The organism is Streptomyces sp. NBRC 110035 (genome assembly GCF_000829695.1).
Classification (GTDB): domain Bacteria; phylum Actinomycetota; class Actinomycetes; order Streptomycetales; family Streptomycetaceae; genus Streptomyces.
The window spans coordinates 63,376-89,050 of sequence record NZ_BBNN01000035.1; the positions used below are offsets into that span (position 1 = coordinate 63,376).

The following is a 25,675-nucleotide window of genomic DNA, read 5'->3' on the forward strand; positions in this document are numbered from 1 at the left end:
GCGCCGGTGCGCCCGGTGCGTCAGCCGGCCGTGGTGAACACCGCGACCGAGCGGGCCGGGACGGTGAAGGTGCCGGTGTCCGCCGCGTAGGACGAGGTCTTCACCACCGCGTCCGAGCCCGCCGCCTGCACCGGGTGCAGCCGGTGGTCCGTGCCGGCGAGCGCGGCGACGCGCTGTTCCTGCCTCCGCGGCGTCGCGTTGAAGACGACGACCAGGTCACCGAGGCGCATGGTGATCACGCCGGGTGTCTCGTCCTTCCCGGACAGCGGGAAGGACAGCGCGGACTGCACCTGCCCCGCGGTGCCGAGGGAGAAGGTCTTCTCCGTCGTGCGGATCCTCAGCAGGTCCCGGTAGGCGGCGGAGGCGCCGTCGATCTCCGCGCACCCGGGCGTCGGCACCGTCTTCAGCAGCGGCCCGGCGTAGGGCCACTTGTCGGCGTTGTCGGCGGCCGGCGGCAGGCCGCGGCCGAAGCCGTTGCCGTCGGCGCAGTTCCAGTGGATGGCGTTGAACCAGTCGCCGCTGTCGTAGGAGTTGCGGTCCAGGGACTTGGAGCGCAGCAGGTCGGTGCCGGCCTGGGAGAGCGCCGGGCCCTGGGAGAGGGTGGCGGTCGCCATCGCGATCACCTGCATGCGGGCACGATCCGACACCGTCGTGTTCTGTGGCAGTTTGTAGGCGAGCGCGTCGTACAGGGTCTCGTTGTCGTGCGCGTCGGCGTAGGCGAGGGCGTCGCCGGGTGCGTGGGCGTATCCGGCCGGTGCGCCGTTGTAGTCGACCTGGGAACCGGTGACCTCCTTGCCGTCGGTGTCGGTGAAGCGGTACTCGGCGAGGTTTCCGCTCAGACCGACCTTGATCAGGTCCTGGTAGTGCAGGAGCCGGGCCTTCTGTTCGGCCTCGGTGCCGTTGCCGTCCGAGGAGTTGGGGTCGGTGAACAGGCCGGAGGCGAAGCCCTGGACACCGGGGTCCTCGTCGAAGGGGCCGCCGCCGCGGACGGCGTCGCGGGCCCGGTCGGAGAAGGTGGCGATGCCGGTTCCGGCCATGTTCTTCTGTGTGGCCTGCTCGAAGCGGGCGTCGTCGGCGATCTCGCCGAAGTTCCAGCCCTCGCCGTACAGGATGATCCTCTTGCCGTCGACGCCGTCCTGCGCGGGGGTCAGCGCGTCGAGGGCCTTGCGGACGGCGAGGATGTTGGCCTTGGGGTGGTGGCCCATGAGGTCGAAGCGGAAGCCGTCGACCTTGTACTCCCTGGCCCAGGTGACGACCGAGTCGACGACGAGCTTGCCCATCATGGCGTTCTCGGGCGCGGTGTTGGCGCAGCAGGTGCTGTCGGCGACCGAACCGTCGGCGAGGAGCCGCTGGTAGTAGCCGGGCACGATCCGGTCCAGGACGGAGGTCTTCGCCTGCCCGCTCGCCGCGGTGTGGTTGTAGACGACGTCCATGACGACGCGCAGGCCGTCCTCGTTCAGCGCCTCGACCATCCTGCGGAACTCGACCGTGCGGGCCGTGCCGTCCGGGTCACTGGCGTAGGAGCCCTCGGGGACCGTGTAGTGGTACGGGTCGTAGCCCCAGTTGTAGGCGTCCTTCGCGGCGGCCTTCGCCACGCACTCCTGCTGCTTGCCGGAGTCGGCCGGGTAGGAGGCGAGATCGCAGTCGCCGGTCTCCCGGTCGGACTTCTTCTCGGGGATGGTCGCGATGTCGAAGGCGGGCAGCAGGTGCACGTACGAGGCGCCGGCCCGCGCCAGCTTCCGCAGGTGCTTCGAGCCGTCGCTGTCCTTGTCGGTGAAGGCGAGGTAGGTGCCGGGCTGCTCCGCCGTGCGGTCCTCGACGGAGAAGTCGCGGATGTGCAGTTCCTGGATCCGGGCGTCCTTGAGGGGGACGGCCTTCGGCTTGTCCAGACCCGACCAGCCCTCGGGGGCGAGGTCGCGGTCGCCGAGGTCGACGACGAGGCTGCGCGCGGAGTCGGTGGTCAGGGCGACGGAGTAGGGGTCGGTGACCTTGTTGGTGACGAGTTCGCGGGTGCTGGGCGCCCACACCTTCACGGCGTACCGGTAGGGCTTGCCCTTCCAGGACTTCGGGCCGGTGACGGACCAGACGCCGGTGGCGTCGTCACGCTTCATGCGGGCGGTGGAGCCGCCGATCTCCAGCGAGACGTTCTGCGCGGTCGGCGCCCACACGGCCAGCGTGGGCCGGCCGTGCCGGAACGTCGGGCCGAGCTCCGCCTTCGTCGCGCCGGCCGCGTACAGGTCGTCGAGGACGCCCGCGATCTGCACGCCGGTCGCCGCGAGGACGGCCCCGTCGGCGGCGCGCCGGGCGGCGACGACCTGGCCGCGCAGGGCCTCGCGCACGCGGTCCCGGTCGCGCGGGTCGACCGCGTGAGCGGTGCCGTCCTTGAGGTGCGGGAACGTCGCCTTCTGCGCGTCGGTCAGGTCGGCCGGGAGCAGCCGGATCACGCGTGTGTCGTCACCGAGGACGAGCGTGCCGTCCCGCGCCTCGATCGAGCCGCTGCGGGAGGCGAGCAGCTGAGTGGAGGCGGCGCCCGCGGAGCCGTCCCACACGACGGTGTGCCGGTCGATCCAGACCGCCTTCGAGGTGGTCGGGTCGACGGCGGCGGCCGAGCCGGGCGGCTGCGGCAGCAGGTACTTCTCCTCACCGCTCAACAGCCACACCTCGTGGCCGTTCGCCTCGAGGTCGAGCGACCGGTCGGAGGGGAGGTCCTTCTCGTCGCCCTTGTGGATGATGTAGCTGAGACTGGTGGCACCCTCGGTGAGCGGTACCTCGAAGACCGCGCCATAGGGATCGGTCCTCACCGGCTCCAGGGGGTTCGACCAGTCGGTGGGCTCGGCGGCGCCGGTCCACACGTGCAGGCCCCAGCCGTCGTGGTCGCCGTCCGCGCGCTGGTAGTGCAGCACCGCCTTGCTCTTGTCCTGCTCCGGGTACTCGGGGCGTTCGGTGGTGACGGTCTCCTCGCCCTGCTCGATCCAGATCTCGCCGTTCTTCGTGACGTCGATCGTGCGGTCGGTGGAGACGTCCTTGTCGCCGTCCTCGTCGACGACGAGGAATGAGACGGTGGAGGCGCCGGGCCTGAGCTTGACGTGGGCGAAGGCGCCGTAGGCGTCGCGGCCGGTGAAGGGGTGGCTGTCCGGCCACTCGGTGGCCTCGCCGTCGGCGAGGTCGCCCCAGGCGTACAGGCCCCAGTCGTCGTAGTCGCCGTCGGCGCGCTGGTAGTGGACGACCACGTGGTCGCGGGAGCCCGCCGTGGGCGGTTCCTCGACGGGCGGGGCGCCGGTGGTGGAGGCCGCCAGGGCGCTCGCGGTGCGGCCGGCGGAGTCGATCGCGACGGCCTTGTAGCGCAGGGCGGTGCCGGCGGGGACGTCGTCGCCGATGGTGTGGGTGACCTTGTGGGGGGCGTGGTCGGAGGAGCCGAGAGTGCGCCACTTGCCGTTGCCGGTCCGGGCGGCGAAGACGACGCGGTTGAGCTGTCCGCCCTCGACGTCGGCGGTGAGCTCGACGGTGCCGGTGGCTCCGGCCCCGGGGGCCTTCAGGGTGACCGTGGGCTTCGCGGCGGGCTCGGCGAGCCTGCCCGCCGCCTCGAGGACGACCGCCGAGCCGGCCGGGACGGTGAGGGTGATCTTCCGGTCGGCGTCGCTGGTGACGGAGGCGTCGGTGCCGTGGATGCCGCGGAAGGTCATGCGGGCCGAGTTCGTGGCGAAGGTCGCCTTCTTGGCGTCGTCGGCGTTGTTGAAGGCGACGACGTACTCGGTGGTGTCCTGGCCGGTGCGGGTGCCGGTCCCGGTGCGGGAGAAGGCGTAGACGCCGGGGCCGTCGGCCGCGTACCGCTCCTGCTGGATGCCGTCGGTGAGGGCGGGGTGCGCCTTGCGGAGCTCGGCGAGGGCGCTGATCTGCCGGTAGAGGGGGGCCTTCGTGTCGTAGGTGTCCTCGGCGTGGGTGCGGTCGGTGCCGATGAGGTCGTCGTCGAGGTAGTCGGCGGTGCGGGAGGCGAACAGGGTCTGGCGGGCGTCCTTGTCGCCGCCGGCGCCGGTGAATCCCTGCTCGTCGCCGTAGTAGACGACGGGGTTGCCGCGGCTGAGGAACATCAGCTCGTTGGCGAGCATGTCCTTCTTCAGCAGGTCGGCGTCGGACGCCCCGGGGTTGTCCTGCTTCAGGAACGTCCCGACGCGGCCCATGTCGTGGTTGCCGAGGAAGGTGACCTGCTCGTAGGCGTTGGCCCGGTCGGTCGTGTACTTGTGGTCGTCGCCGAAGACGGACGCGAGCCGCTGCGCGCTGCCGCCCTGGGAGGCGTACCGGCGGGCCGCCTCCTGGAAGGGGAAGTCGAGGGTGGCGTCGAGGCGGCCCTCGGTGACGTAGGGGGCGGTGACGTCGGTGTCGGCGGAGTAGACCTCGCCGAACATGAAGAAGTCGTCGCGCCCCTTCTTCGCCGCGTAGGCGTCCAGGGCGGTGGCCCACTGGGTCCAGAACTCCATGTTGACGTGCTTCACGGTGTCGATCCGGAAGCCGTCGATGTCGAAGTCCTTCACCCACCGCTGGTAGATCTTCTCCATGCCGTCGACGACCTCGGGACGCTCGGTCCACAGGTCGTCGAGCCCGGAGAAGTCGCCGTACTCGCCGGACTCGCCGGCGAAGGTGGAGTCGCCCCGGTTGTGGTACATCGTCGGGTCGTTGAGCCACGACGGGACCTTGACGTCCTTCTTCGCGGCGGGGACGACCGGGGTGCGGGGGAAGGAACCGGCGTCGACGCGCGGGAACTTCCGGGAGGCGTCGGCGTAGTCGGCGTCGTCGAAGGGCTTCCCGTCCTTGGTCAGGTAGGGGAAGGCGCCCTTGGAGAGGTAGTCGTAGGACTTCTCCTCGTAGTCGACGACGTCGGCGGTGTGGTTGGTGATGACGTCGAAGAAGACCTTCATGCCCTTGTCGTGGGCCTTGTCGATGAGGGTCTCGAGGTCCTTGTTGGTGCCGAAGTGCGGGTCGACCCGGGTGAAGTCGGTGATCCAGTAACCGTGGTAGCCGGCCGAGGCGTTCTCCCCCGTCCCCTGCACGGGCTGGTTCTCGAAGAGGGGCGCCATCCAGAGGGCGGTGGTGCCGAGCCCCTTGATGTAGTCGAGCTTCTCGGTGAGGCCCTTGAGGTCGCCGCCCTGGTAGAAGCCCTTGTCGGTGGGGTCGTACCCGGTGCTGAGCCGCGAACCGGTCAGCCCGCCCCGGTCGTTCCTCGCGTCCCCGTTGGCGAACCGGTCCGGCAGGACGAAGTAGAACTGCTCCCGGGTGAGATCGTGCCGCGCGGGGGCCTTCGCCAGCGTGGCGTCGGACGGGGGCTCGGGGGGTGCGGCGGCCTGGGCCGCCAGGGGCTGCACGAGGGTGGCGGCAAGGGCGGCGGCGAGCGCGGCCGCCGTCACGGCGGCCACCCGCCCGCCCTGCGCGGTGCGGCGCGCCGGGGGCGCGGGCCATCTGGGTATCACAGGCGTGAACTCCTTGCGACTACGGCTCATTGAGGGTCCGACCCCGCACCACGGCACGGCCTGTTCCGGCCACGTCACCGGGGCGCCGGCGTGACCGTATCGCCGTTGAAAGCTTTACAGCAAGGGTTGCGAAAGTAACGGTAAGGACTTTCATCCGGACGCCGGTCGCGTCGCCCCCGTGAGCGGCGGCGCGACCGGCGCGCGTTCAGCAGGAGGACTTGCCCGCGTACACCGCGAGGGCCGTGGCGGCGCCCAGGGTGGTGGTGAGCCGGCCCGAACCGTCCACCGTCACCTGCGTGTTGTTCTGTACGTTGCAGTAGGTACCTGCCGCGAGGGACGTCTGGTAGGTACGGGTCAGCGAGCCGGACTCGTGGTTGACGGCCACGAAGCCCTTGTTGCCCCGGCCGAAGGCGATCGCGTCACCGCCGTTGTCCCACCAGTTGGTCACCGCCTGGCCGCGTGTGGCGTTGCGGAAGGAGACCATGGACCTGATCTCCGGCCAGGCGTGCTGGCACTTCCAGCCGTTCTGCCAGCAGGCGTTCACCTGGCCGCCGTTGGGCGGGCCGGCGTCGTGGTCGGAGAACTCGTAGCCGGAGTTGATGTCGGGGGCACCGTAGGGCCAGGCCAGCATGAAGACGTTGGCCAGGGTGTAGGTGGCGCCGTCCTTGTAGCTGAGCGTGGAGCCGTTGCGCTCGGTGTCGTGGTTGTCGACGAAGACGCCGGAGACGCCGCCGTTCATGTAGCCCCAGCCCTCGCCGTAGTTCTTCAGGTAGGCGAGGTTCTCGTTGGTGAAGACCCGCTTGAGGTCGAAGGCGTAGCGGAACTCCTGGACGTCGCCGGTGCCGGTGTACTCGCCGGGCTGGACGGCCTCGCCGGCGCCGTGGATGGCCTCCTGCTTCCAGTAGACGCCGGGATTGGAGAGCCGGGACTTGATGTTCGCCAGGTCGGCGGCCGGCATGTGCTTGGCCGCGTCGATGCGGAAGCCGTCCACCCCGAGGGAGAGCAGGTCGTTCAGGTACCCGGCGATGGCTCCGCGGACGTGGTTCTCGCCGGTGTCGAGGTCGGCGAGACCGACCAGTTCGCAGTTCTGGACGTTCCAGCGGTCCTGGTAGTTGTTGATCTGCGAGGTGCAGTTGTCGAAGTCGGGCGACGAGTACAGGCCGGGGTAGTGGTACTTGGTGTACGCCGAGCCGCCGGTTCCGGTGCCGTTGCCCGCGGACATGTGGTTGATGACGGCGTCGACGACGACCTTCACGCCGGCCGAGTGACACGTGTTCACCATGTTCCGGAAGGCGGTGCGGTCGCCGAGCCGGCCGGCGATCCTGTAGCTGACCGGCTGGTACGACGTCCACCACTGCGAGCCCTGTATGTGCTCGGCGGGCGGGGAGACCTGGACGGAGCCGTACCCGGCGGGGCCGAGGGTGGTGGTGCACTCGCGGGCGACCGAGTGGAAGTTCCACTCGAAGAGGACGGCGGTGACGTCCTTGTTCCCGGGCGGCGCGGCCTGCGCGACAGTCGGGGTCATGACAACCGAGGCGACCGCGAGTGCGGCGGCCCCGGCGAGGGTCCTGCGTGCCATGTGGGGTTCCTTCTCCATCGAAGGGTGCGGGGAGCGCACAGAGCGACTGAAGCTTCTTGCTGAAATCTTCAGAAACCTTGCGGCAACGCAGATGTTAAAACGTTCACCGAACAAAGGGCAGTAGTCGGTCCGCAGTTGTGGCAAGAACTTCAAAGGGCGGGGGGACTACTCGAGGCCGGACGAGCAGGAACCCCCGTCGGAAGCGAACCGGAGCCCGTCAGCCGCACGGCGCAGGCCCGGACACGGCGGAGGCACGGACACGGCGGGGGCACGGACACGGCGGAGGGCTCGCGGCGGGGCCTGATGCCGAGAACGGTGCGAGCGTTGTCTATCGTCTTCCGGTGCGAACAATCATGGTGCCTGTCCGCAGGGCGGAGGGCTTGGTGTGGTGACGCTTCGGTGGCCGCGTCTTCGGCATCCGGCGCAGGTGGTCGTGGCGGGCTTCGCCACGGCGATCGCGGCCGGGACCGGCCTGCTGATGCTGCCCGCGGCCAAGGCCGGGCCCGGCGGGGCCGGTGCGGTGGAGGCGCTGTTCACCTCCACTTCCGCCGTGTGCGTGACCGGTCTGATCGTGGTGGACACTCCCGCCTACTGGAGCGGGTTCGGGCAGGCGGTGATCCTGGCGCTCATCCAGGTGGGCGGCTTCGGCATCATGACCTTCGCGTCCTCACCGCCTCGCTGCTGATCTCCTTCGGCATCGAGAGCGTCTGGGCCAAGGCCATCAGCGAGGCCCACGGCCGCATCCTCACCCAGCTCGGCGTCCACCACGTCGTCTACCCCGAACACGACATGGGCCAGCGCGTCGCCCACCTCGTACGGGGCCGCATGCTCGACTACATCGAGTTCGAGGACGACTTCGCCGTGGTCAAGACGAAACCGCCCGCCGACATCATCGGTCTCCCCCTGTCCAACAGCGCCGTCCGCACCCGCCACGGCGCCACCGTCGTCGCCATCAAACGCCCCGGCGAAGGCTTCGCCTACGCCACCCCCGAGACCGTCGTGGAAGTGGACGACACCATCATCGTCGCCGGACGCACCCGAGCGACCGAACGCTTCAGCGAACTCCAGCAGGACCGGCCCCCGGCAGACAGCGGCACGCAGATCCCTGGTGCCCGCACCTCGACCCCTCACGTCGCGGCGGGCGGCGCGAGTCGGTGGAACCGATGCCCGCCCGGCTGGGCAAGGACGGCAACCGGCAGGCCGGGGTGCCGCTGCGCCTGGCCTCCGACGGCGCGTCGGCGGCCGTCGACCGGCGGCTGTTCCTGCCGGTGAGCCGGGATCCCGCCTCACCGAAGTTCTGCAGCGTCTCGTCGATCGCTCTCGATCCGGCGCGACGAAAACCGTCACCCCTGATGAGCGTGGCGTCACGCACCGACTGTCGTGTGGACGACCGCCTGGCGAGAATCCGGCAGGTCGCATCCCGCCGCCCATGACCTGCCGCCACCCGTGGTGTGACGAGCGGGGTGGTGCCCGCGGCGGACGTGTCGAAGCTCCGGCTGAAGACGGACAGCTCCCCCAAGTCGTCGTCCCCGGCCGGAGCTTCGACGTGTCGTCGGTTCGCCGCTGTCCGCCTGGTCGAACCGGGCACCCCGCGAGAACGACGCGGCCCCGGGGCCACTGCGGTGACCCGCGTCAGCGCCCGCTGGTTCGTATGCCGTCGACGAAGGCGGCCCAGGCGCAGGTGCCGATGAGCAGGATCGTGCCGGTGGGGTTCTTGCTGTCACGGACGGGGACGGTGCCGGGGATGTTGTCCGCGGTTTCCAGGCAGTCTCCGCCGCCACCATCGCTGTACGTGCTCTTGCGCCACACTGCGGCCGTCAGGTCGGGTCGGGTACTGCGCATGTCTCGTACTCCTTCATGGCCCGCCGGATCAGGGCCGCGGATGCCTCTGGTGGCAGGGCTCGGGCATGCACGAGACCGTAACGATGCGAGTGCCGGGTCACCATGGCCCGGTCTTCCGCCAACTCGCCCGAGTGGCCCGCCTCCGGGTAGGCCACGTCCGGCGCGTTGTCGAACGGCAGGAGGGTGAGCGAGCCGCCCATGGCGGAGTGGGCCCCCGCGACGAAGGGCATCACCTGCACCTCGATGTGCGGGACGTGTGCGGCTTCCAGGACGGAGGCCAACTGCTCCCGCATGACGGTCGGGCCTCCCACCGGACGCCGGATCACCGACTCGTCGAGGACCACCCACAACAGTGGCGGTTGCGGCTTGCGGAGCAGACTCTGCCGACTCAGCCGCGCCGCCACGTTCTCCTCGGTCTCCTCCACCGTGCACCACGGTTGTCCGTGGCACAGCACTTCACGTGCGTAAGCCTCGGTCTGCAGGAGACCCGGAACGCTGTGCGCCGTGTACTTGTGCATGGCGTTCGTCCTGGCCTCGTACGCCACGAACTTCCGTGCCCAGTCCGGAATGGGCGTGCGCCTGATGTGGGTCCACAGGTCGACCAGGTCGCCGTCGGCCTTCAGGATCTCGTCCAGTCTGGCGTTGACGTCCTCGGGCGGGGTCTCCTTGCCCAGTTCGAACTGGGCGATGCGGCTGTGGGCGACGGGAATCAGGTCGCCGAGCCCGCGTTGGGTGAACCCGGCGCGGACGCTGGGCTTGCGCAGCTTCACGCCGTAGAGCGCCGGCAGGGACGCGGACGGGTCGAGGTCCTTCGGCGCGGGCATCTCCCGTCCCCCCGTTTTCGATCCGGTGCGACGAAAGCCGTCACCCCTGGTGAGCGTAGCGTCACGTACCGATGATCGTGGGGAGAGCCGGGATCACCACGACGGAAGGGCACCGCACTCATGGCACCACAGGAACGTACGAGGCGCGCGGCCGCGATCCAGGACGCCGACGAGGCCAGGAACGAACTCTCCTCGGCACTGGACGACGCCGGCGTGCTCCTGCCCTCGCTGGGGCTCGACACCGTCTCGCTGGCCAGTGGTTATCTGCCGCCGCTGGTGGATCTCGGGCGCTGCAATCCGGGCACGGCGCGCAAGCTGGCGGAGGCGCTGCGGGAGGGCCGCGCCACCGGATTGATCACCAGGGTCCGTGAGGTGAACCGGCGGAGCGAGCAGCGCAGCAGGTAACACCAGCACCGGGCACAGGGTCCGCCGCTTCCCGGCCGGGAAGCGGCGGACCCTGTGCCCGGCCCGTGAGGCCTCAGCCCGTGGTGAACCACACCGTCGTGTCGGCCGGCACCCTCACTCCGCCGTCCGCCCGGTCCACGTCGCCGCTGGCGAGCAGCACCCGCCCGTACGCCTCGGTGGTCACCGCCCGGCCCGTGGTGTTCGCGACGCACACGAACTCCCCGCGGCGGAAGGCGAGGACACCCTCGGGCGCCGTCAGCCACTCCACCGCGTCGCCCGCGCCCAGTCCGGCCTGGTCCCGGCGCACGGCGAGTGCACTCCGGTACAGTTCCAGGGTCGAACCGGCCGCCCCTCTCTGCGCCTCGACGCTCAGCTCGCCCCAGCCCTCCGGCTGCGGCAGCCAGCTGCCGCCGCCCCCGAAGCCGTACGAGGAACCGGTACGGGTCCACGGGATCGGCACCCGGCATCCGTCGCGGAAGCCGTCCTGGCCGGCGCCCCGGAAGTACGCCGGGTCCTGGCGCACCTCGTCGGGCAGGTCCACGACGTCCGGCAGTCCCAGCTCCTCGCCCTGGTAGACGTAGGCCGAGCCGGGCAGTGCCAGCATCAGCAGGGTCGCGGCGCGGGCCCGGCGCAGGCCCAGTTCCCGGTCGCCGGGCAGCCGGATCTGGGTGCCGAGACCGGGCGGGTTGGCGAAGCGGGTGGCGTGCCGGGTGACGTCGTGGTTGGAGAGCACCCAGGTGGCGGGGGCGCCCACCGGGCGCATCGCGTCCAGGGTGCGGTCGATGACCTCGCGCAGTTCTTCGGCGTCCCAGTGGGTGCCCAGGTACTGGAAGTTGAAGGCCTGGTGCAGTTCGTCGGGGCGGACGTAGTTCGCGGTGCGCTCGACGGTCGGGGTCCAGGCCTCGGCGACGAAGATCCGCTCGCCGGAGTACTCGTCGAGGATGAGCCGCCACTGGCGGTAGATGTCGTGGACGCCGTCCTGGTCGAAGAACGGCATGACATCGTTGCCCAGCAGCTTCAGCTGCTCGTGGTCCCCCAGGTCGGGCAGGCCCTCGGCCTTCACCATGCCGTGCGCGACGTCGATGCGGAAGCCGTCCACGCCCATGTCCAGCCAGAACCGGAGGATGGAGCGGAACTCGTCGCCGACGGCCGGGTGTTCCCAGTTGAAGTCGGGCTGCTCGGGCGCGAAGAGGTGCAGGTACCACTCGCCGGGGGTGCCGTCGGGCTCGGTGACCCGGGTCCAGGCGGGGCCACCGAAGATCGACTCCCAGTCGTTGGGCGGGAGTTCACCGTCCACGCCCTTGCCGGACCGGAAGTGGTAGCGGTCGCGCGAGGCCGAGCCGGGGCCCTCGGCGAGGGCCCGCTTGAACCACTCGTGCTGGTCGGAGGAGTGGTTGGGCACGATGTCGACGATGATCCGCAGGCCCAGTCCGTGGGCGTCCCGGATCAGCGCGTCCGCGTCGAGCAGGGTGCCGAACATGGGATCGACGGCGCGGTAGTCGGCGACGTCGTAGCCGGCGTCGGCCTGCGGGGAGGCGTAGAAGGGGCTGAGCCACACGGCGTCCACCCCGAGGTCGCGCAGGTACGGCAGGCGGGAGCGGATGCCCTCGAGGTCGCCCATGCCGTCGCCGTTGCTGTCGGCGAAACTGCGCGGGTACACCTGGTAGATCACCGCGTCCCGCCACCAGTCGTGACGCCTGGCGACGGTGGCGACGGCAGCGTCGGTCGTGGAGGTCGGGGCCGGGGCGGCGGTGTGCTGCTGGCTCATGTCGTCCTTGAATACGTGGGGTCGGTCAGGGAGGCGAGTGGGGCCGGGGCCGGGAGGGCAGGAGGCGGGAGACGAGGCGGCCGCGGTGCCGGCGGGGTCGGATGTCTGTGCACCGCGACCGCCTCCCCGCGCGCCGCGGCGCGCGGGAGTCTTCGTACGGAGGGCGTCAGCCCTTCGTGCCGCCCGCGGTGAGGCCGGCCACCAGGTTCTTCTGCACGAGGTAGAAGAACGCGGAGACGGGTATCGCGATCAGGACCGCGGTGGCGGCCATGAGGTTGCGCTGGGCGTCGTGCTCGCTGACGAAGCTCTGCAGACCGACGGCGAGCGTGTACTTCTCGTCGTCCAGCATGAACGTCGTGGCGAAGGCGACCTCGCCGAACGCCGTGATGAAGCTGTAGAAGGCGGCGACGGCGAGCCCCGGCTTGGCGAGCGGCAGGATCAGCCGCACGAACGTGCCGAACGGGGACAGCCCGTCGACCCGGCCCGCCTCGTCGATCTCGAACGGAATGGTGTCGAAGTAGCCCTTCATCAGCCAGGCACAGTACGGCACCGCGGTCGAGCAGTAGACGAGGATGAGCCCGAAGTAGGTATCGATCAGCTGAAGGTCGGACAGGATCTGGTACATCGGGACCATCAGGACGGCCACCGGGAACATCTGGGTGACCAGGAGGACCCACATGAACTTCCTGTACCCGGGGAACCGCATCCGGGACACCGCGTACCCGGTGGTGGCGGCGACCAGCACGCCGATGACGGTGGTGCCGAGCGAGACGATCAGCGAGCTCTTCAGCCAGTCGAAGAAGTTCGTGTTCTGCAGCACGAACGCGTAGTTGTCCAGCGTCATCTTGCCCCAGATGCCGCCGGGGCGCAGATAGTCGTCCTTGTCCGGGCCGAGGGACAGGAAGACCAGCCAGGCGACCGGGAACAGCGCGATGGCGCTCGCCACGGTCAGGATGCCGTGCGAGGCGAGGACGCCGCCGCGGCCGACCTCGCCGCGCCGCCGCGTCCCGGGCCGGCGGGGCGTGGTCCGCCCGGCCGGCGTGCCCGTCACCACGGCTGACGGTGGGGTGTCGAGGGTGCTCATGGGGGCTCCTGCCTCAGATCGCGAGCTGCTGCTCATTGCGGTTCAGCCAGCGGCGGTAGAAGGAGGTGAAGACGATCAGGACGGCCAGCAGCAGCATGCCGTAGGCCGCGGACTGCGCGAAGTCGCGCGGCTGCTGTCCGAAGCCGAGTTGGTACGCCCAGGTGACGAGGATCTGTGCGTCCGGCGCGGTGTTGCCGAACAGCAGGAAGATGACGGCGAACTGGTTGAAGGTCCAGATGATGCCGAGCAGCACGACGGTGGAGCTGACCGAGCGCAGGCCGGGCAGGGTGACGTGGCGGAACCGCTGCCAGGCGCTCGCGCCGTCCATCTCGGCCGCCTCGTACAGGGTTCCGTCGATCGACTGGAGTCCGCCGAGCAGGGAGACCATCATGAACGGCACGCCGCACCAGGTGTTGACCATGATCGCGGCGAACCGCTGCCAGAAGGTGTCCTCGAGCCACAGCGGCGTCGGCAGGCCCAGGGACTCCAGGCCCGAGTTGATGATGCCGCTGTCGGCGAGCATGAACCGCCAGCCGAAGACGGTGACGAAGGTCGGCACGGCCCAGGGCAGGATCAGGATCAGCCGGTAGAAGGTGCGGCCGCGCAGCTTCTGGTTGAGCAGCAGGGCCAGGCCCAGACCGATGGTGTAGTGCAGGCCGACGCAGGCCGCCGTCCAGACGATCGTCCAGACGAAGTGCGACCAGAAGCGGTCGTACGCCGTCTCGCCCCAGAGGATGTCGGCGTAGTTGTCCAGGCCGATGAACGTGTACGTGGCCTCGATCTCGTTGACGCCGATGGTGCGGGCCGAGTTGAGGCTGTTGGCGTCGGTGAGGGTGAGGTAGAAGCCGTACGCCAGGGGGTACAGCACGAGGACGCCGAGCACGACGACCACGGGCACGATCATGGCGAACGCGTACCAGTGCTTCTGGTAGGCCTGCTTCAGGCGGCCGGCCCGGCCGGCGCGGGGCGGGCGGTCACCGCTGCGCTTGCCGGTCGCACGGTCGATGGCGACTGTCATGGTGGGGCACCTTCTGGAGGGTCAAGGGGTTCGGCACACAGGCCGGTGACCGCCGGGTCCTCCCCTCCCGGAAAGGGACCCGGCGGCCACGCGGGCTCTACTTGCTGAAGTCCGGCACCAGCTTGGCGATGGCGGTCTCGGCGTCGCCGAGACCCTTGTCCAGGGACTCCTTGCCGCCCGCGATCTGGGGCAGTTCGTCGTCGAGCGGACCCCACAGCGAGCTGTACTCGGGCAGGGCCGGGCGCGGCTGGGCGGCCTCGAGGACCGTCTGGTAGCCGGCGATGCCCGGGTCGGCCTTGACCTTGTCGGTGTAGGCGTCGTCCCGCGTGGGCAGCGTGGAGTTCTTCAGGGCGATGGTCTCCTGGGACCCGGCCGAGGTCATGAAGTTCACGAACTTCAGCGCGGCCTCCTGCTTCGCGGCGTCGGAGCCGGCGTAGACGGAGAGGTTGTGGCCGCCGGTCGGGGCGCCCGCCGTGCCCGCGGAGCCGGCCGGGACGGTGGCGATGCCCAGGTTGTCCTTGTCCTTGAAGGCCGAGCCCTTGTAGAAGTTGGTGATCTCCCACGGGCCCTGGATGATCGAGGCGACCTTGCCGTTGACGAACGCGTCCTGGATGTGGGCGTAGGCGTCGGCGGTGGTGTCGGCCTTGTGCAGGCCCTTGCCGTCGAAGAGGTCCAGCCAGGTGCCGTAGGCCTTCTCGGCCTCGGGCGACCTGACGGTGATCTTCTTGGCGTCGGCGTCGACCGTGTCGGTGCCCTCGCCGTAGAGGAAGGACTGGGCGTAGTAGGCCTGGGTGGAGCCCCAGTAGCCGTCGACGCCGGTCTCGTCCTTGATGGTGGCGGCGGCCTTCTTCAGGTCGTCCCAGGTCTCGGGGGCCTCGACGCCGGCCTTCTCGAAGAGTTCCTTGTTGTAGACCAGCGCGAGGGTGTCCGTGACGAACGGAACGCCGTAGACCTTGTCCTCGTAGGTGGCCTGTTCGATCAGGTTGGACTTGAACTCCGCCTGTTCCTTCAGCGCCTCGGTGCCGTCCAGCGGCAGGAAGAAGCCCTTCTTGGCGAAGGCGGGGGTCCAGCCGACCTCGGAGCGCAGCACGTCGGGGGCGCCCTTGGAACCGGCGGCGGTGTCGAACTTGTTCTGCGCCTGGTCGAAGGGGACGTTGACGTACTTGACCTTGACGTCCTTGTGGGCGGCCTCGAACTCCTTGACCAGGGCCTGGTACGTCGGCGCCTCGTTGGTCGCGTTGGAGGTGTCCCACCAGGTGATGGTGACCGGGCCGTCGGCCGAGTCGCCGCTGTCGCTGTCTCCGCCGCAGGCCGTCGCCGTGAGGGCGAGGGACGCCACCAGCGCGGTGGCCGCTATGCCACGCCGCATGAGTTCTCCTTGAGGGTGAAAGCCCGTGTGATGCAGGAAGGCCCCGTCTGCCGTCCTGCCTACGTGCCGACCGCGCCGATGGGGCCGCCGGGCGACGTGAACGTAACAGCGATGCAACCGATCCGAAAGACCTTGCTGAAAAATCATGCAAGAAACTCTGACGGTTACCCCGCCGTGACCTCCCCGGCCCCCGCCCCGTGACGCCCCGATCACCGCGCCACCGCCGGGTTTCCGGCGCCAGGGCAGGAGTTCGGACAGCTGTGCAAGACTCTGCAAGCACTTGCCATCCGTTTCCGTCGGGGGAATCATCCGTTGCGGTACGGACGCCGAGCACGACGTGTCGAGTACGACATGCCGACCACGACATGAGGGACCGCGATGACGCAGCAGCCCGCGACGGGCCGTTCGACGGCGCGCACCAGGCGTCCGGCCGGTGTGCAAGGAGTGGGGCGGCCGATAGGGTCCGGTGCTGTGACCACACGTCTTGCCGACATCGCCGCTCAGGCCGGGGTGAGCGAGGCGACCGTCAGCCGCGTGCTCAACGGCAAGCCGGGCGTCGCCGCCACCACCCGCCAGTCCGTCCTCGCCGCCCTCGACGTCCTGGGCTACGAACGCCCGGTGCGGCTGCGGCAGCGCAGCGCGGGCCTGGTGGGGCTGATCACTCCCGAGCTGGAGAATCCGATCTTCCCGGCCCTGGCCCAGGTGATCGGGCAGGCGCTGACCCGCCAGGGCTACACACCGGTCCTGGCCACCCAGACCCCGGGCGGGTCGACGGAGGACGAGCTGACGGAGATGCTCGTCGACCGCGGGGTGGCCGGCATCATCTACGTCTCCGGCCTGCACGCGGACACCACGGCCGACATGCAGCGCTACGAGCGACTGCGCGCCCAGGGCGTGCCGTTCGTCCTGGTCGACGGCTTCTCCCCGCAGGTGCAGGCGCCGTTCATCTCCCCCGACGACCGGGCGGCGATGGCACTCGCGGTCACCCATCTCGCCTCCCTCGGGCACACCCGGATCGGGCTGGCGCTCGGGCCGAAGCGGTTCGTGCCCGTGCAGCGCAAGATCGAGGGCTTCGCACGCGCCATGCAGGACCAACTGGGCCTGGACGCCGGGACCGTGGAGACGGAGCTGGTCCAGCACTCCCTGTACACCCTGGAGGGCGGCCAGGCCGCCGCCAACGCACTCATGGACCGCGGGTGCACGGCGGTGGTGTGCGCCAGCGACATGATGGCGCTGGGCGCGATACGGGCGGCCCGGCAGCGCGGTCTCGAGGTGCCGACGGACATCTCGGTGGTCGGCTTCGACGACTCCCCCCTGATCGCCTTCACCGACCCGCCGCTGACCACGGTCCGCAAGCCGGTCCCGGCGATGGGCCAGGCCGCGGTGCGCACCCTGCTGGAGGAGATCGGCGGGACGCCGGCCCCGCACAGCGAGTTCGTGTTCATGCCGGAGCTGGTGGTCCGCGGCTCGACGGCCTCGGCCCCCGGGGACCGGAACCGTTCCCAGTAGGGCCCGGGGGCGGAAGGGGCGTCGTCGCCCGCAGGGCGGCCGCGCGGCGCCCTGGAGGTCCCCCCTTGCTCGAGCGAAGCCGAGAGCGTAGGAGAGCGTGCTCCCGGAGTGCCGCCCGGAAGCCCTCGTCCCCGGCGTGCCCGGCCTCCCGGGCGGTGCGCCGGAAGTACGCGGCAGGAGTGCCTGCCGGACGTCGCGCGGCAGGCGACCCTTTCGCCACAGGCCCCGGGACTGTCCGGCAGGACACGCCGAAGAGACGAGCCCCCTGACTGCGCACTCCCCCGACCCCCCGACCTCTTCGGGCCGAGGGCGCCCCCGGCCGCGTCCTCGTCCCTCTCACTGCCCCCGGTGAGCGGGAGAGCTCCGGTCTCTCCGTGGCGGCCCCTCCTGCGCCGCGCGTCCCCACGCACCGGCCCCGCTCGCCCCGGCGGGAAGGTGCCGCTGGTCACCTCGGCCCTGATCCGTGGGGCAGGCCCGGCCGGAGCGCGGTGCCGACAGCAACCGGACCGTTCGTGCTGCCCGCCCTGCGCACACCGGCGGGGAGCCCTGCGGACGGCGTCGCGGCTGCCGCGGTCGCCGGGCCGGTGCCGGCGCACCGGGCCCTCAGCGGCCGGCGGGCAGGTGGCCCCAGTCGAGGCGGAGCACGGCCAGGTCGTCGGAGTGGCGGCCGGCGTTGAGCGTGTGGGTTTCCTTGATGAGGAGGTCGACGTGGTCCTCCGGATCCGTCGGCGGCAGGTTTCCGATCAGCGCGAGCAGCCCTTCGACGCCGAGCCGCTCGCCCTTCGTCCCGTTGTGCCCTTCGATGAGGCCGTCGGTGTAGACGGTCAGGGCTCCGGTCTCCGGGAGCGGAACGACCGTGGAGGGCCAGCTGCCGTCTCCGGGGACGATGCCGAGGGCGATGCCGTGTTCGGCGCTCACCTCCCGGGTTCCCTCGGCCGTGGTCAGGAGGGGCTCGTGATGGCCCGCCAGGTGGAGGACGGCGGTGCCGGAGCTCTGGTCGAGGGTGAGCAGGGTGCAGGTGGCGAACAGGTGCTGACTGTCGCGTTCGGCGATCAGGATGCGTTCCATCAGGTGCAGCAGGTCGTCTCCGCGGTAGCCGCCGAGTACCAGGGAGCGCCATGCGATCCGCAGGCAGACACCCAGCGCAGCGGCGTCGGGACCGTGGCCGCTGACGTCGCCCACGACGGCGTGCAGCAGCCCGTCGTCCCCCTCCACCACGTCGAGGAAGTCCCCGCCGAGCAGGGCCATCTCCGCACCGGGCAGGTAGCGGGACGTCACCCTCACCGTGGAGGTGTCGAGCATCGGCTGGGGCAGCAGGCCGCGTTCCAGGCGTGCGTTCTCCTCCGCCCGCAGCCGGGTGGCCTGGGCTTCGGCGCTCGCGCGTTCCGTCCGGCTCCGGTAGACGGCGTAGCGCAGCGCTCTTCGCAGCAGGTCCGCTTCGACCTTGCCCTTGACGAGGTAGTCCTGCGCTCCGGCGGCCATGGCCTCGGTGCCCGCCCGGTCCTCGGACAGCCCGGTCAGGACGATCACCGCGGTGTGCGGGGCCAGCCCTCGCACGGCCGTGACCGCGTCGACGCCGGCCACGTCGGGCAGGTGCAGGTCGAGGAGGACGCAGTCGATCGGGCTGCCGGCCAGTTCGGCGCGCGCCTCGGCCAGGGTGGTCCGGGTGGTCAGCGCGAACCGCATCCCCGTGTCGTGCAGGAGTTCCTCCACGAGCAGGGCGTCGCCCGGGTCGTCCTCGATCAGCAGGACGCGGTACAACGACCCCTCGGAGGCCACTTCCGGCACGGCCGGCATGTCTGTCGTCATCGCGCGGGTTCCGCGTCGGCGCGGACGGCCTCCGGCACGGTGGGCGGGCCGGGGCTCTCCGGCGGCCGGGGTGCGAGGGTGAAGACGATGCGTGCGCCGTCGCGGTACTCCGGATCGACCTGGATGGTGCCTCCGTGGAACTCGACGATCTTCTTGCACATCGCGAGGCCGATTCCGCTGCCGGTGTAGGTGTCCTTGGTGTGCAGCCGCTGGAAGATCACGAACACCTTGTCGGCGTACTCCGGTGCGATGCCGATGCCGTTGTCGGTGACGGTGAACCGCCACAGTTCGCCTTCCGGGGCCGCCGTGATGTGGATCTTCGGCGTTTCGCCCGGGCGGCGGAACTTGACGGCGTTGCCTATCAGGTTCTGCCAGAGCATGCCCAGCTGGGTGGGGTCGGCGACCAGGGTCGGCAGCGGGTCGTGGGTGATCTCCGCCCCGGCCTCCTCGATGCCGACGCTCAGCGCGGACAGGGTCCGCTCCAGCACCTCGTCCAGGTCGACGCTCTGGTGGGCGTTGTGCAGCCGCCCGACCCGGGAGAAGTCGAGCAGGTCGTTGATGAGGGTCTGCATGCGGTTCGCCCCGTCGACCGCGAAGTCGATGTACTGGTCGGCCCGGCTGTCGAGCTGCCCTCCGTAGCGCCGCTGGAGGAGCTGGGTGAAGCTGGAGACCTTGCGCAGCGGCTCCTGCAGGTCGTGGGAGGCCACGTACGCGAACTGCTCCAGCTCGGCGTTGGAGCGCTGGAGGTCCGCGGCCTGCGTGTCCAGCCGCTGCCGCGTGTCCTCGCTGAGGGCCAGTTCCCGTACGAGACGCTGCCGCATGAAGTCGATCTCACGGCTGAGGCGCCGCAGGTCGGCGGGTCCCGTCGGGGTGATGGGATGCTCGAAGTCGCCGCCGGTGACGGCCCGGGCGTCCGCGCCGAGCCGCTCCAGCGGCATGTTGATGCCCCGGCGCAGTCCTTCGAAGATCAGAGCCGTGAGGACGACGATGAGCACCGCGATGGCGCTGAACACCCCGTTCCTCAAGGCCATCGTGTCCGTCAGGTCCTCCCTCACCTGTGCGAGGTCCGCGCGCAGCTGGTCCTGCTGGCTGCTCAGGGCGGCACGTACGTCGTCGAAGGCCTCCTTGCCCTCCGTCGCCCGATGGGTGGCCGTCGGCGAGGGGGATCCGGGGCGCGCCGCGGCGACGGGCCGGGCGACCCTCTCCTGCCACGTCGCCACGGCGTCCTGCACGGTCTTCAGGTCGTCCAGCCCCGTGGGGTCGTCCTTGAGCAGCTCGGTGAGGTGCGCGACGGTCGCTTTCTGCTCGGTGAGCCCCTGCTCGTAGGGGTCGACGAACTCCGGTATGCCGGTGAGGCCGTAACCGCGGATTCCGGTCTCCTGGTTGAGCACGGCCGCTTCCAGGCGGACCGCGACGGTCAGCGCGGAGGAGCGCACGTCCACGAGTTCGTCGCTGATCGACTCGGTCCGCCCCAGGACCCATGCGCCCGCCGCCCCGAGCAGGGCCAGGACCACGAGGGACGCGGCCGTTCCCACGCGAAGCCACCGCTTGGTCGTCCACGCGGAAAACCCTCGTGCGCGTGATCGCCTCTCGTCGACGGTCATCGTGTGGGCTCCTCGGTGTGGCAATCGTGTGAAAGTTGGGCCAGCACACTTTAGAGGGTGACAACCCTTGTTGTCGCGGAGCCGCTCCGGGACCTAGAGTGCCAGGCATGCCTGGCAAGGACTTCGCACCGCGGATCACTCCGCAGGAGACCGCCTCCCTCACGGACGCGGCAGTCGGTGATCTTGCGCAGCGCCTCGTCCACCGGCTCCTGGAAGCCCCCGCACAGCCGGCACCGGAAGACCCGGCACAGGCCCTGGCCCTGCTCCGCGTGCTGAATCACCTCAAGCAGGCCGCTGAACGGCTCCAGCAGGAAGCGGCCGTGGCCGCCGCCCGCGCGGGTGCCGGCTACCCGCAGATCGGCGCCGCCTGCGGCATGACCCGGCAAGGTGCCCGGCGGCGCTGGCCGGGGCTTTTCCACCATTCCCCCGAGAAACCCACGGAGCATCCGACGATGACCACCCCCGCCCGTCCCTTCGACGTCCTGCTGGTCGAAGACGACATTGCCGACGCCATGCTCATCGAGGAAGCCCTCTCCGAGCGCGGAGCCCGCAACCTCGTCCAGGTCACCGACGGAGTCGCCGCGCTGGAACACCTGCGGGCCCCGGACAGTCCGCGACCCGACCTCATCGTCCTCGACCTGAACATGCCCCGGATGAACGGCCGCGACCTGCTCAAGGTCCTGAAGAGCGACGACGACCTGCAGACGATCCCCGTGGTCGTCCTGACCACGTCCACCGCCCCGGACGACGTCACGGGCGCGTACAGCAGTCACGCCAACGCCTACGTGACCAAGCCCGTCAACCTGGAGGAGTTCGAGCAGGCCGTCCAGAGCATCGACGCCTTCTACCTCGACACCGCCACCCGCCCCCGTCCCTGAACCGGCCCGGTGCCACGGCTCCCCGGAAGCAGGCTCCGCCCGCACGCGCGGAGCCGTGGCACCGCGCACCCGCAGAGGCCGTCCGGGGCGCCGTGTCGTCCCCGGGTCGTAGGCGGCGGGCCTCGCCCCCTGCTCCAGGAGGAGGCGGCGGAGCCCTCCCCCGGAGAGAACGTGCGGGTCCACCCAGACCGTAGGATGATCTGCGGGAGGGGCTTTTCTGGCAGACTCTGTGCCCATGGGTGAAGCGACGGTGACCACGCTGGAAGGCCGGCACCAGGCCGCAGCGCACCCCGTCGAGGACGGGACGGGGCGAGGGCTCCTGCGCCGTCTGCGCACCCCCCGCCGACCGCGGCTGTGGTTCGAGATCCTGCTGATCGCGGTGAGTTACTGGACGTACTCGCTCGTCCGCAACGCGGTGCCGGAGCAGAAGTCCGAGGCGCTGCGCAACGCGGACTGGCTCTGGGACCTGGAGCGGCAGCTCAACCTCGCCTTCGAGGAGTCGGTCAACCACGCGGTGAACTCGGTGACCTGGCTGGTCGTCGGCATGAACTACTACTACGCCACCCTGCACTTCGTGGTCACGCTGGGTGTCCTGGTATGGCTCTACCGTAGTCATCCCGGCCGTTACGCGGCGACCAGACTGGTGCTGTTCTCCACCACCGCCGTCGCCCTGGCCGGTTACTACCTGTTCCCGCTCGCCCCGCCGCGCCTGATGAACGGCGGCGGCTTCATCGACACCGTGGTGGTCCACGAGACCTGGGGGTCGATGGCCTCCGGCGACCTGAAGAACATGTCCAACCAGTACGCCGCGATGCCCTCGATGCACATCGGCTGGTCGATGTGGTGCGGGCTGACCGTCTTCGCCCTGGCGACGGTCCCGTGGGCGAAGGTCCTGGGCCTGCTGTACCCGGCGGGCACGCTGGTGGTCATCGTCGCCACCGCCAACCACTTCTGGCTGGACGCGGTGGGCGGCCTGCTCTGCCTCGCCTTCGGCTACGCGCTGGCGACCCTCTGGTACGGGAGCAGGCCGTACGCGCTGCCGCGAGCGGTGCCGGACGACGGGGGCGGGGGCGGGGGCGTCCGGGACGGGGCCGGCCGGTTCAGGGGTTCGCCGGGCCGGCGCGGCACGGACGCGGCCGTCGTGGAGGCGGACGGCGGCACGAACCCGGACGGCAGCCGGGGCACGGGCGGCGGGAGCACGGCGGTCGTGGGCCCGCGCACCCCGAAGGACCCGGACAGCTCCCCCACCGCGGGCGCCTCCGCCCGCACCCGGGCGCCGGAGACGACCCCGCGCCCCTGAGGGGTCCCGCACCGCCGGGTCTACGACCCGCCGTAGAACAGCTCCTCCATCACGCCCCGTGCCCTGCGGGCCGTGCGCCGGTACGCGTCGAGCATGTCGCCGGCACGGCCGGGACCGTAGCCGAGGTAGCGGCCGACGGCGGCCAGCTCCCGCGGGTCGCTGGGGAAGGTGTCCCCGGCCCGGCCCCGGACCAGCATGACCGCGTTGCGCACGCCCGTGGCGAGCACCCATGCCTCGTCGAGGACGGCCGCCTCCTCCGCGGGGATCAGCCCGGCCTCCCGGGCGGCCGCCAGCGCCTCGCGGGTGCGGGTGGTGCGCAGCCCCGGCTCGTGCGCGGCGTGCCGCAGCTGGATCAGCTGCACGGTCCACTCGACGTCGGACAGGCCACCGGGACCGAGCTTGGCGTGCAGCTTGGGGTCGGTGCCGCGGGGCAGCCGCTCGGACTCCATGCGGGCCTTCAGGCGCCGGATCTCGCGCGCGTCGTCCTCACCGATTCCGGCGGACGGATAACGCAGCGGGTGGATCAGCTCGACGAAGCGGCGGCCGAGGTCCTCGTCACCGGCGACCGGCTCGGCACGCAGCAGCGCGTGCCGCTCCCACACCAGGGACCAGCGCCGGTAGTACGCCTCGTACGACTTCAGGGTGCGGACCAGCGGCCCGGAGCGGCCCTCGGGGCGCAGGTCGGCGTCGATGAGCAGGGGCGGGTCGGCGCTGGGGATCTGGAGCAGGCGGCGCATCTCGGCGACGACCTTGCCGGCCGCGTCGGTCGCTTCCCGTTCGTCCACGCCGTCGCGCGGTTCGTGGACGAACAGGACGTCCGCGTCGGAGCCGTAGCCCAGCTCGTGGCCGCCGAAGCGGCCCATGCCGATGATCGCGAAGCGGGTGGGGAGGGTGTCCCCCCAGCCCTCCCGGACGACCGCGCGCAGCGTGCCGGCGAGGGTGGCGGCGGTCAGGTCCGACACAGCGCCGCCGACCAGGTCGACCAGGGCGCCCTGGTCGGCCTCCGCGGGCTGGGACTCGGTGCCGTAGGAGCCGACGATGTCGGTGGCGGCGGTGCGGAACAGCTCGCGGCGGCGGACTCCGCGGGCGGCGGCGACCGCCTGGACGGCGCCGTCGGCGCGACGGACGGCGGCGACGATCTCCTGTTCCAGGTGGTCACGGGAGCGAGGGCTGAGGCCGCCGGCCTCGCCGTCGCCGAGCAGGGCCACCGCCTCGGGGGCGCGCATCAGCAGGTCGGGGGCGAGCCGTCCGGCGGACAGGACGCGGGCGAGGTTCTCGGCAGCGGCGCCCTCGTCACGCAGCAGCCGCAGGTACCAGGGGGTCTTGCCGAGCGCGTCGGAGACCTTGCGGAAATTCAGCAGGCCGGCGTCCGGGTCGGCGGAGTCGGCGAACCAGCCGAGCAGCACGGGCAGCAGGGTCCGCTGGATGGCCGCCTTGCGGGTCACGCCGGACGCCAGCGCCTCCAGGTGGCGCAGGGCGGCCCCCGGGTCGGCGTAGCCGAGGGCGACCAGCCGTTCGCGGGCGGCCTCGGCGCTGAGCCGGGCCTCGCCGGGGGCGAGCTGGGCGACCGCGTCGAGCAGCGGCCGGTAGAACAGCTTCTCGTGCAGCCGCCGTACGACGGAGGCGTGCCGCCGCCACTCGCGGTTCAGGGTCGTCACCGGGTCGGTGCGCAGGCCCAGGGAGCGGCCCGTGCGGCGCAGGTCCGCGTCGCCCTCCGGGACCAGGTGGGTGCGGCGCAGCTTGAAGAGCTGGATACGGTGTTCCAGGGAGCGCAGGAAGCGGTAGGCGTCGTCGAGCTGGGCGGCGTCGGCGCGGCCCACGTAGCCGCCGGCGGCGAGGGCCCCCAGCGCGTCGAGGGTGGTGCCGCTGCGCAGGGAGGTGTCGGTGCGGCCGTGCACCAGCTGGAGCAGCTGCACGGCGAACTCGACGTCGCGCAGCCCGCCGGGGCCGAGCTTGAGCTGACGGTCGACCTCGGCGGTGGGGATGGTGTCGATCACCCGGCGGCGCATCTTCTGCACGTCGGCGACGAAGTTCTCCCGCTCGGCAGCCTGCCACACCAGGGGGCGGAGGGCGGCGACGTACTCCTCGCCGAGCGCGAGGTCGCCGGCCACCGGGCGGGCCTTGAGCAGCGCCTGGAACTCCCAGGTCTTGGCCCAGCGCCGGTAGTACGCGCGGTGCGAGGCGAGGGTGCGGACGAGGGGGCCGTTGCGGCCCTCGGGCCGCAGGTTGGCGTCGACGGGCCAGATGGTGCCCTCGACGTTGTTCTCGGAGCAGATCCGCATCATGTGCGAGGCCAGCCGGGTGGCGGCGCGCAGGGCCTTGTCCTCGTCGGCGCCGTTCACCGCCTCGCCGACGAAGACGACGTCGACGTCCGACACGTAGTTCAGCTCGTGCCCGCCGCACTTGCCCATCGCGATCACCGCGAGCCGGCACAGGGCGGTGTCCTCGGGCGCGGCGGCCTCGGCGAGCGAGAGGGCTGCACGCAGGGTGGCGGTGGCCAGGTCGGCGAGTTCGGCGGCGGTCTCGGACACCTCGGTGGTGCCGCAGACGTCGCGGGCGGCGATGGACAGCAGGCACCGCCGGTAGGCGACGCGCAGCGACACGGCGTCGGTGGCGGAGGCGAGGCCGTGCTCGAACTCGGTGACGCCGGGGTGCAGGTCCCGCGCCTCGTACGTGACGAGCGCCTGCCAGTCGTCGGGGTGCCGGGCGAGGTGGTCGGCCAGGGCCTCGGAGGCGCCGAGCACGCCGAGCAGCCGGTCACGCAGCGGCTTGGCGGCGATCAGCGTGTCCAGCAGCTCCTGCCGGCCGGTGGCGCCGGTCTGCGCCTCCAGCAGCCGGACCAGTCCCAGCAGCGCGAGATCGGGGTCGGCGGTGCCGCCGAGCGCGTCGAGGAGTACCGGGTCGTCGCGCACCGCGGCCGGCTCGGGCCCGTCCAGCAGCCGCTCGGCCGCCGACGGATCGGTGAAACCGTGCCGCAGCAGCCGGGTGAAGGTACTGCTCCTGCGCCCCGGCACCGACGTCATCCCCGGCCTCCCTCGGTCCTGACCCGCCTCGGGCCCACCACGAGCCCTTCCAGGCGACGAGCCTATCCGTCCCGCCACGGCCCGTCCCCGGGACGCGGGTGCGATGCCGTGCGGTGCGGTGCGCGATGAGTTCCGGGGGCGTGCGGGGTCGGACCTTCCGGGGGAAGAACTCCCCCGTCACCCCCGTCACCCCGTCCCCGA

General features: G+C 71.1%; 17 protein-coding genes. 6 read left to right on the plus strand and 11 right to left on the minus strand.

Annotation, left to right across the window (positions count from 1 at the left end):
• Positions 1 to 20 precede the first annotated feature (20 nt).
• Together pulA and TU30_RS24125 are read right to left on the minus strand one after the other, a co-directional pair.
• Positions 21 to 5,462, minus strand: a complete 5,442-nt coding sequence (gene pulA, locus TU30_RS24120; protein ID WP_042173505.1) for a pullulanase-type alpha-1,6-glucosidase — start codon at positions 5,460 to 5,462, stop codon at positions 21 to 23.
• Positions 5,463 to 5,667: 205 nt separating this feature from the next.
• On the minus strand, positions 5,668 to 7,041 hold the full coding sequence (locus TU30_RS24125) for an alpha-amylase family protein (RefSeq protein WP_042173507.1): 1,374 nt from the start codon (positions 7,039 to 7,041) through the stop codon (positions 5,668 to 5,670).
• A gap of 433 nt (positions 7,042 to 7,474) precedes the next feature.
• Between TU30_RS24125 and TU30_RS35580 the strand changes: the two genes are divergently transcribed.
• Together TU30_RS35580 and TU30_RS38380 are read left to right on the plus strand one after the other, a co-directional pair.
• Positions 7,475 to 7,726, plus strand: coding sequence for a potassium transporter TrkG (locus tag TU30_RS35580; RefSeq protein ID WP_304951816.1), 252 nt, complete (start codon positions 7,475 to 7,477; stop codon positions 7,724 to 7,726).
• A gap of 104 nt (positions 7,727 to 7,830) precedes the next feature.
• A complete protein-coding gene (locus tag TU30_RS38380) occupies positions 7,831 to 8,313 on the plus strand; it encodes a TrkA C-terminal domain-containing protein (RefSeq protein ID WP_370626703.1) in 483 nt (160 codons plus the stop codon).
• 360 nt (positions 8,314 to 8,673) lie between these two features.
• Here the strand turns inward: TU30_RS38380 and TU30_RS34505 are convergent, their stop codons facing one another.
• Together TU30_RS34505 and TU30_RS24135 are read right to left on the minus strand one after the other, a co-directional pair.
• Positions 8,674 to 8,883 (minus strand): DUF397 domain-containing protein, encoded by a 210-nt coding sequence (locus TU30_RS34505; protein WP_052479896.1) that lies wholly within the window; start codon positions 8,881 to 8,883, stop codon positions 8,674 to 8,676.
• Positions 8,859 to 9,707, minus strand: a complete 849-nt coding sequence (locus TU30_RS24135; RefSeq protein ID WP_052479897.1) for a DUF5753 domain-containing protein — start codon at positions 9,705 to 9,707, stop codon at positions 8,859 to 8,861. The genes TU30_RS34505 and TU30_RS24135 overlap by 25 nt, the downstream gene beginning before the upstream one ends.
• A 120-nt stretch (positions 9,708 to 9,827) precedes the next feature.
• Here TU30_RS24135 and TU30_RS35590 point away from each other — a divergent pair, with 120 nt between their 5' ends.
• Complete coding sequence (locus TU30_RS35590) at positions 9,828 to 10,112, plus strand: hypothetical protein (protein ID WP_063837657.1); 285 nt, start codon at positions 9,828 to 9,830, stop codon at positions 10,110 to 10,112.
• Between the two features lie 73 nt (positions 10,113 to 10,185).
• Here TU30_RS35590 and TU30_RS24145 read toward each other — a convergent pair whose 3' ends face one another.
• The 4 genes from TU30_RS24145 to TU30_RS24160 form a co-directional block, all read right to left on the minus strand.
• Positions 10,186 to 11,880 (minus strand): glycoside hydrolase family 13 protein, encoded by a 1,695-nt coding sequence (locus tag TU30_RS24145; protein WP_042173509.1) that lies wholly within the window; start codon positions 11,878 to 11,880, stop codon positions 10,186 to 10,188.
• 166 nt (positions 11,881 to 12,046) lie between these two features.
• The gene (locus TU30_RS24150; RefSeq protein WP_042173512.1) at positions 12,047 to 12,964 is read right to left on the minus strand and encodes a sugar ABC transporter permease; all 918 of its coding nucleotides are present in this window, start codon (positions 12,962 to 12,964) and stop codon (positions 12,047 to 12,049) included.
• Positions 12,965 to 12,977: 13 nt separating this feature from the next.
• Complete coding sequence (locus tag TU30_RS24155; protein WP_042173514.1) at positions 12,978 to 13,982, minus strand: carbohydrate ABC transporter permease; 1,005 nt, start codon at positions 13,980 to 13,982, stop codon at positions 12,978 to 12,980.
• A 97-nt stretch (positions 13,983 to 14,079) separates the two neighbouring features.
• Positions 14,080 to 15,351 carry an extracellular solute-binding protein gene (locus tag TU30_RS24160; protein ID WP_042173516.1) on the minus strand — a complete coding sequence of 424 codons (1,272 nt, stop codon included), beginning with the start codon at positions 15,349 to 15,351 and terminating at the stop codon, positions 14,080 to 14,082.
• A gap of 471 nt (positions 15,352 to 15,822) precedes the next feature.
• Between TU30_RS24160 and TU30_RS24165 the strand changes: the two genes are divergently transcribed.
• A complete protein-coding gene (locus TU30_RS24165) occupies positions 15,823 to 16,860 on the plus strand; it encodes a LacI family DNA-binding transcriptional regulator (RefSeq protein ID WP_042173518.1) in 1,038 nt (345 codons plus the stop codon).
• A gap of 603 nt (positions 16,861 to 17,463) precedes the next feature.
• On the opposite strand, the gene TU30_RS24170 is transcribed toward TU30_RS24165, so the two are convergent.
• Positions 17,464 to 18,669, minus strand: a complete 1,206-nt coding sequence (locus tag TU30_RS24170; protein ID WP_042173519.1) for a PP2C family protein-serine/threonine phosphatase — start codon at positions 18,667 to 18,669, stop codon at positions 17,464 to 17,466.
• Positions 18,666 to 20,273: a CHASE3 domain-containing protein gene (locus tag TU30_RS24175; protein WP_042173521.1), complete on the minus strand. Its 1,608-nt coding sequence runs from the start codon at positions 20,271 to 20,273 to the stop codon at positions 18,666 to 18,668. The genes TU30_RS24170 and TU30_RS24175 overlap by 4 nt, the downstream gene beginning before the upstream one ends.
• Before the next feature lie 107 nt (positions 20,274 to 20,380).
• Between TU30_RS24175 and TU30_RS24180 the strand changes: the two genes are divergently transcribed.
• Together TU30_RS24180 and TU30_RS24185 are read left to right on the plus strand one after the other, a co-directional pair.
• The gene (locus TU30_RS24180; protein ID WP_078878475.1) at positions 20,381 to 21,151 is read left to right on the plus strand and encodes a response regulator; all 771 of its coding nucleotides are present in this window, start codon (positions 20,381 to 20,383) and stop codon (positions 21,149 to 21,151) included.
• Positions 21,152 to 21,386: 235 nt separating this feature from the next.
• Positions 21,387 to 22,451 carry a phosphatase PAP2 family protein gene (locus TU30_RS24185; protein WP_199816889.1) on the plus strand — a complete coding sequence of 355 codons (1,065 nt, stop codon included), beginning with the start codon at positions 21,387 to 21,389 and terminating at the stop codon, positions 22,449 to 22,451.
• A 20-nt stretch (positions 22,452 to 22,471) separates the two neighbouring features.
• Here the strand turns inward: TU30_RS24185 and TU30_RS24190 are convergent, their stop codons facing one another.
• Positions 22,472 to 25,474, minus strand: a complete 3,003-nt coding sequence (locus TU30_RS24190) for a bifunctional [glutamine synthetase] adenylyltransferase/[glutamine synthetase]-adenylyl-L-tyrosine phosphorylase (protein ID WP_042173522.1) — start codon at positions 25,472 to 25,474, stop codon at positions 22,472 to 22,474.
• Between the last annotated feature and the right edge of the window lie 201 nt (positions 25,475 to 25,675).

Excerpts from the sequence above, each read along its gene's own strand:
- TU30_RS24190 (WP_042173522.1), bottom strand. The coding sequence starts at position 25,474 with ATGACGTCGGTGCCGGGGCGCAGGAGCAGTACCTTCACCCGGCTGCTG.
- TU30_RS24185 (WP_199816889.1), top strand. The coding sequence starts at position 21,387 with ATGGGTGAAGCGACGGTGACCACGCTGGAAGGCCGGCACCAGGCCGCA.
- TU30_RS24150 (WP_042173512.1), bottom strand. The coding sequence starts at position 12,964 with ATGAGCACCCTCGACACCCCACCGTCAGCCGTGGTGACGGGCACGCCG.
- TU30_RS24175 (WP_042173521.1), bottom strand. The coding sequence starts at position 20,273 with ATGACCGTCGACGAGAGGCGATCACGCGCACGAGGGTTTTCCGCGTGG.
- TU30_RS24180 (WP_078878475.1), top strand. The coding sequence starts at position 20,381 with ATGCCTGGCAAGGACTTCGCACCGCGGATCACTCCGCAGGAGACCGCC.
- TU30_RS38380 (WP_370626703.1), top strand. The coding sequence starts at position 7,831 with ATGGGCCAGCGCGTCGCCCACCTCGTACGGGGCCGCATGCTCGACTAC.
- TU30_RS24145 (WP_042173509.1), bottom strand. The coding sequence starts at position 11,880 with ATGAGCCAGCAGCACACCGCCGCCCCGGCCCCGACCTCCACGACCGAC.
- TU30_RS34505 (WP_052479896.1), bottom strand. The coding sequence starts at position 8,883 with ATGCGCAGTACCCGACCCGACCTGACGGCCGCAGTGTGGCGCAAGAGC.
- TU30_RS24155 (WP_042173514.1), bottom strand. The coding sequence starts at position 13,982 with ATGACAGTCGCCATCGACCGTGCGACCGGCAAGCGCAGCGGTGACCGC.
- TU30_RS24160 (WP_042173516.1), bottom strand. The coding sequence starts at position 15,351 with ATGCGGCGTGGCATAGCGGCCACCGCGCTGGTGGCGTCCCTCGCCCTC.
- TU30_RS24135 (WP_052479897.1), bottom strand. The coding sequence starts at position 9,707 with ATGCCCGCGCCGAAGGACCTCGACCCGTCCGCGTCCCTGCCGGCGCTC.
- TU30_RS24170 (WP_042173519.1), bottom strand. The coding sequence starts at position 18,669 with ATGACGACAGACATGCCGGCCGTGCCGGAAGTGGCCTCCGAGGGGTCG.
- TU30_RS35590 (WP_063837657.1), top strand. The coding sequence starts at position 9,828 with ATGGCACCACAGGAACGTACGAGGCGCGCGGCCGCGATCCAGGACGCC.
- TU30_RS24125 (WP_042173507.1), bottom strand. The coding sequence starts at position 7,041 with ATGGCACGCAGGACCCTCGCCGGGGCCGCCGCACTCGCGGTCGCCTCG.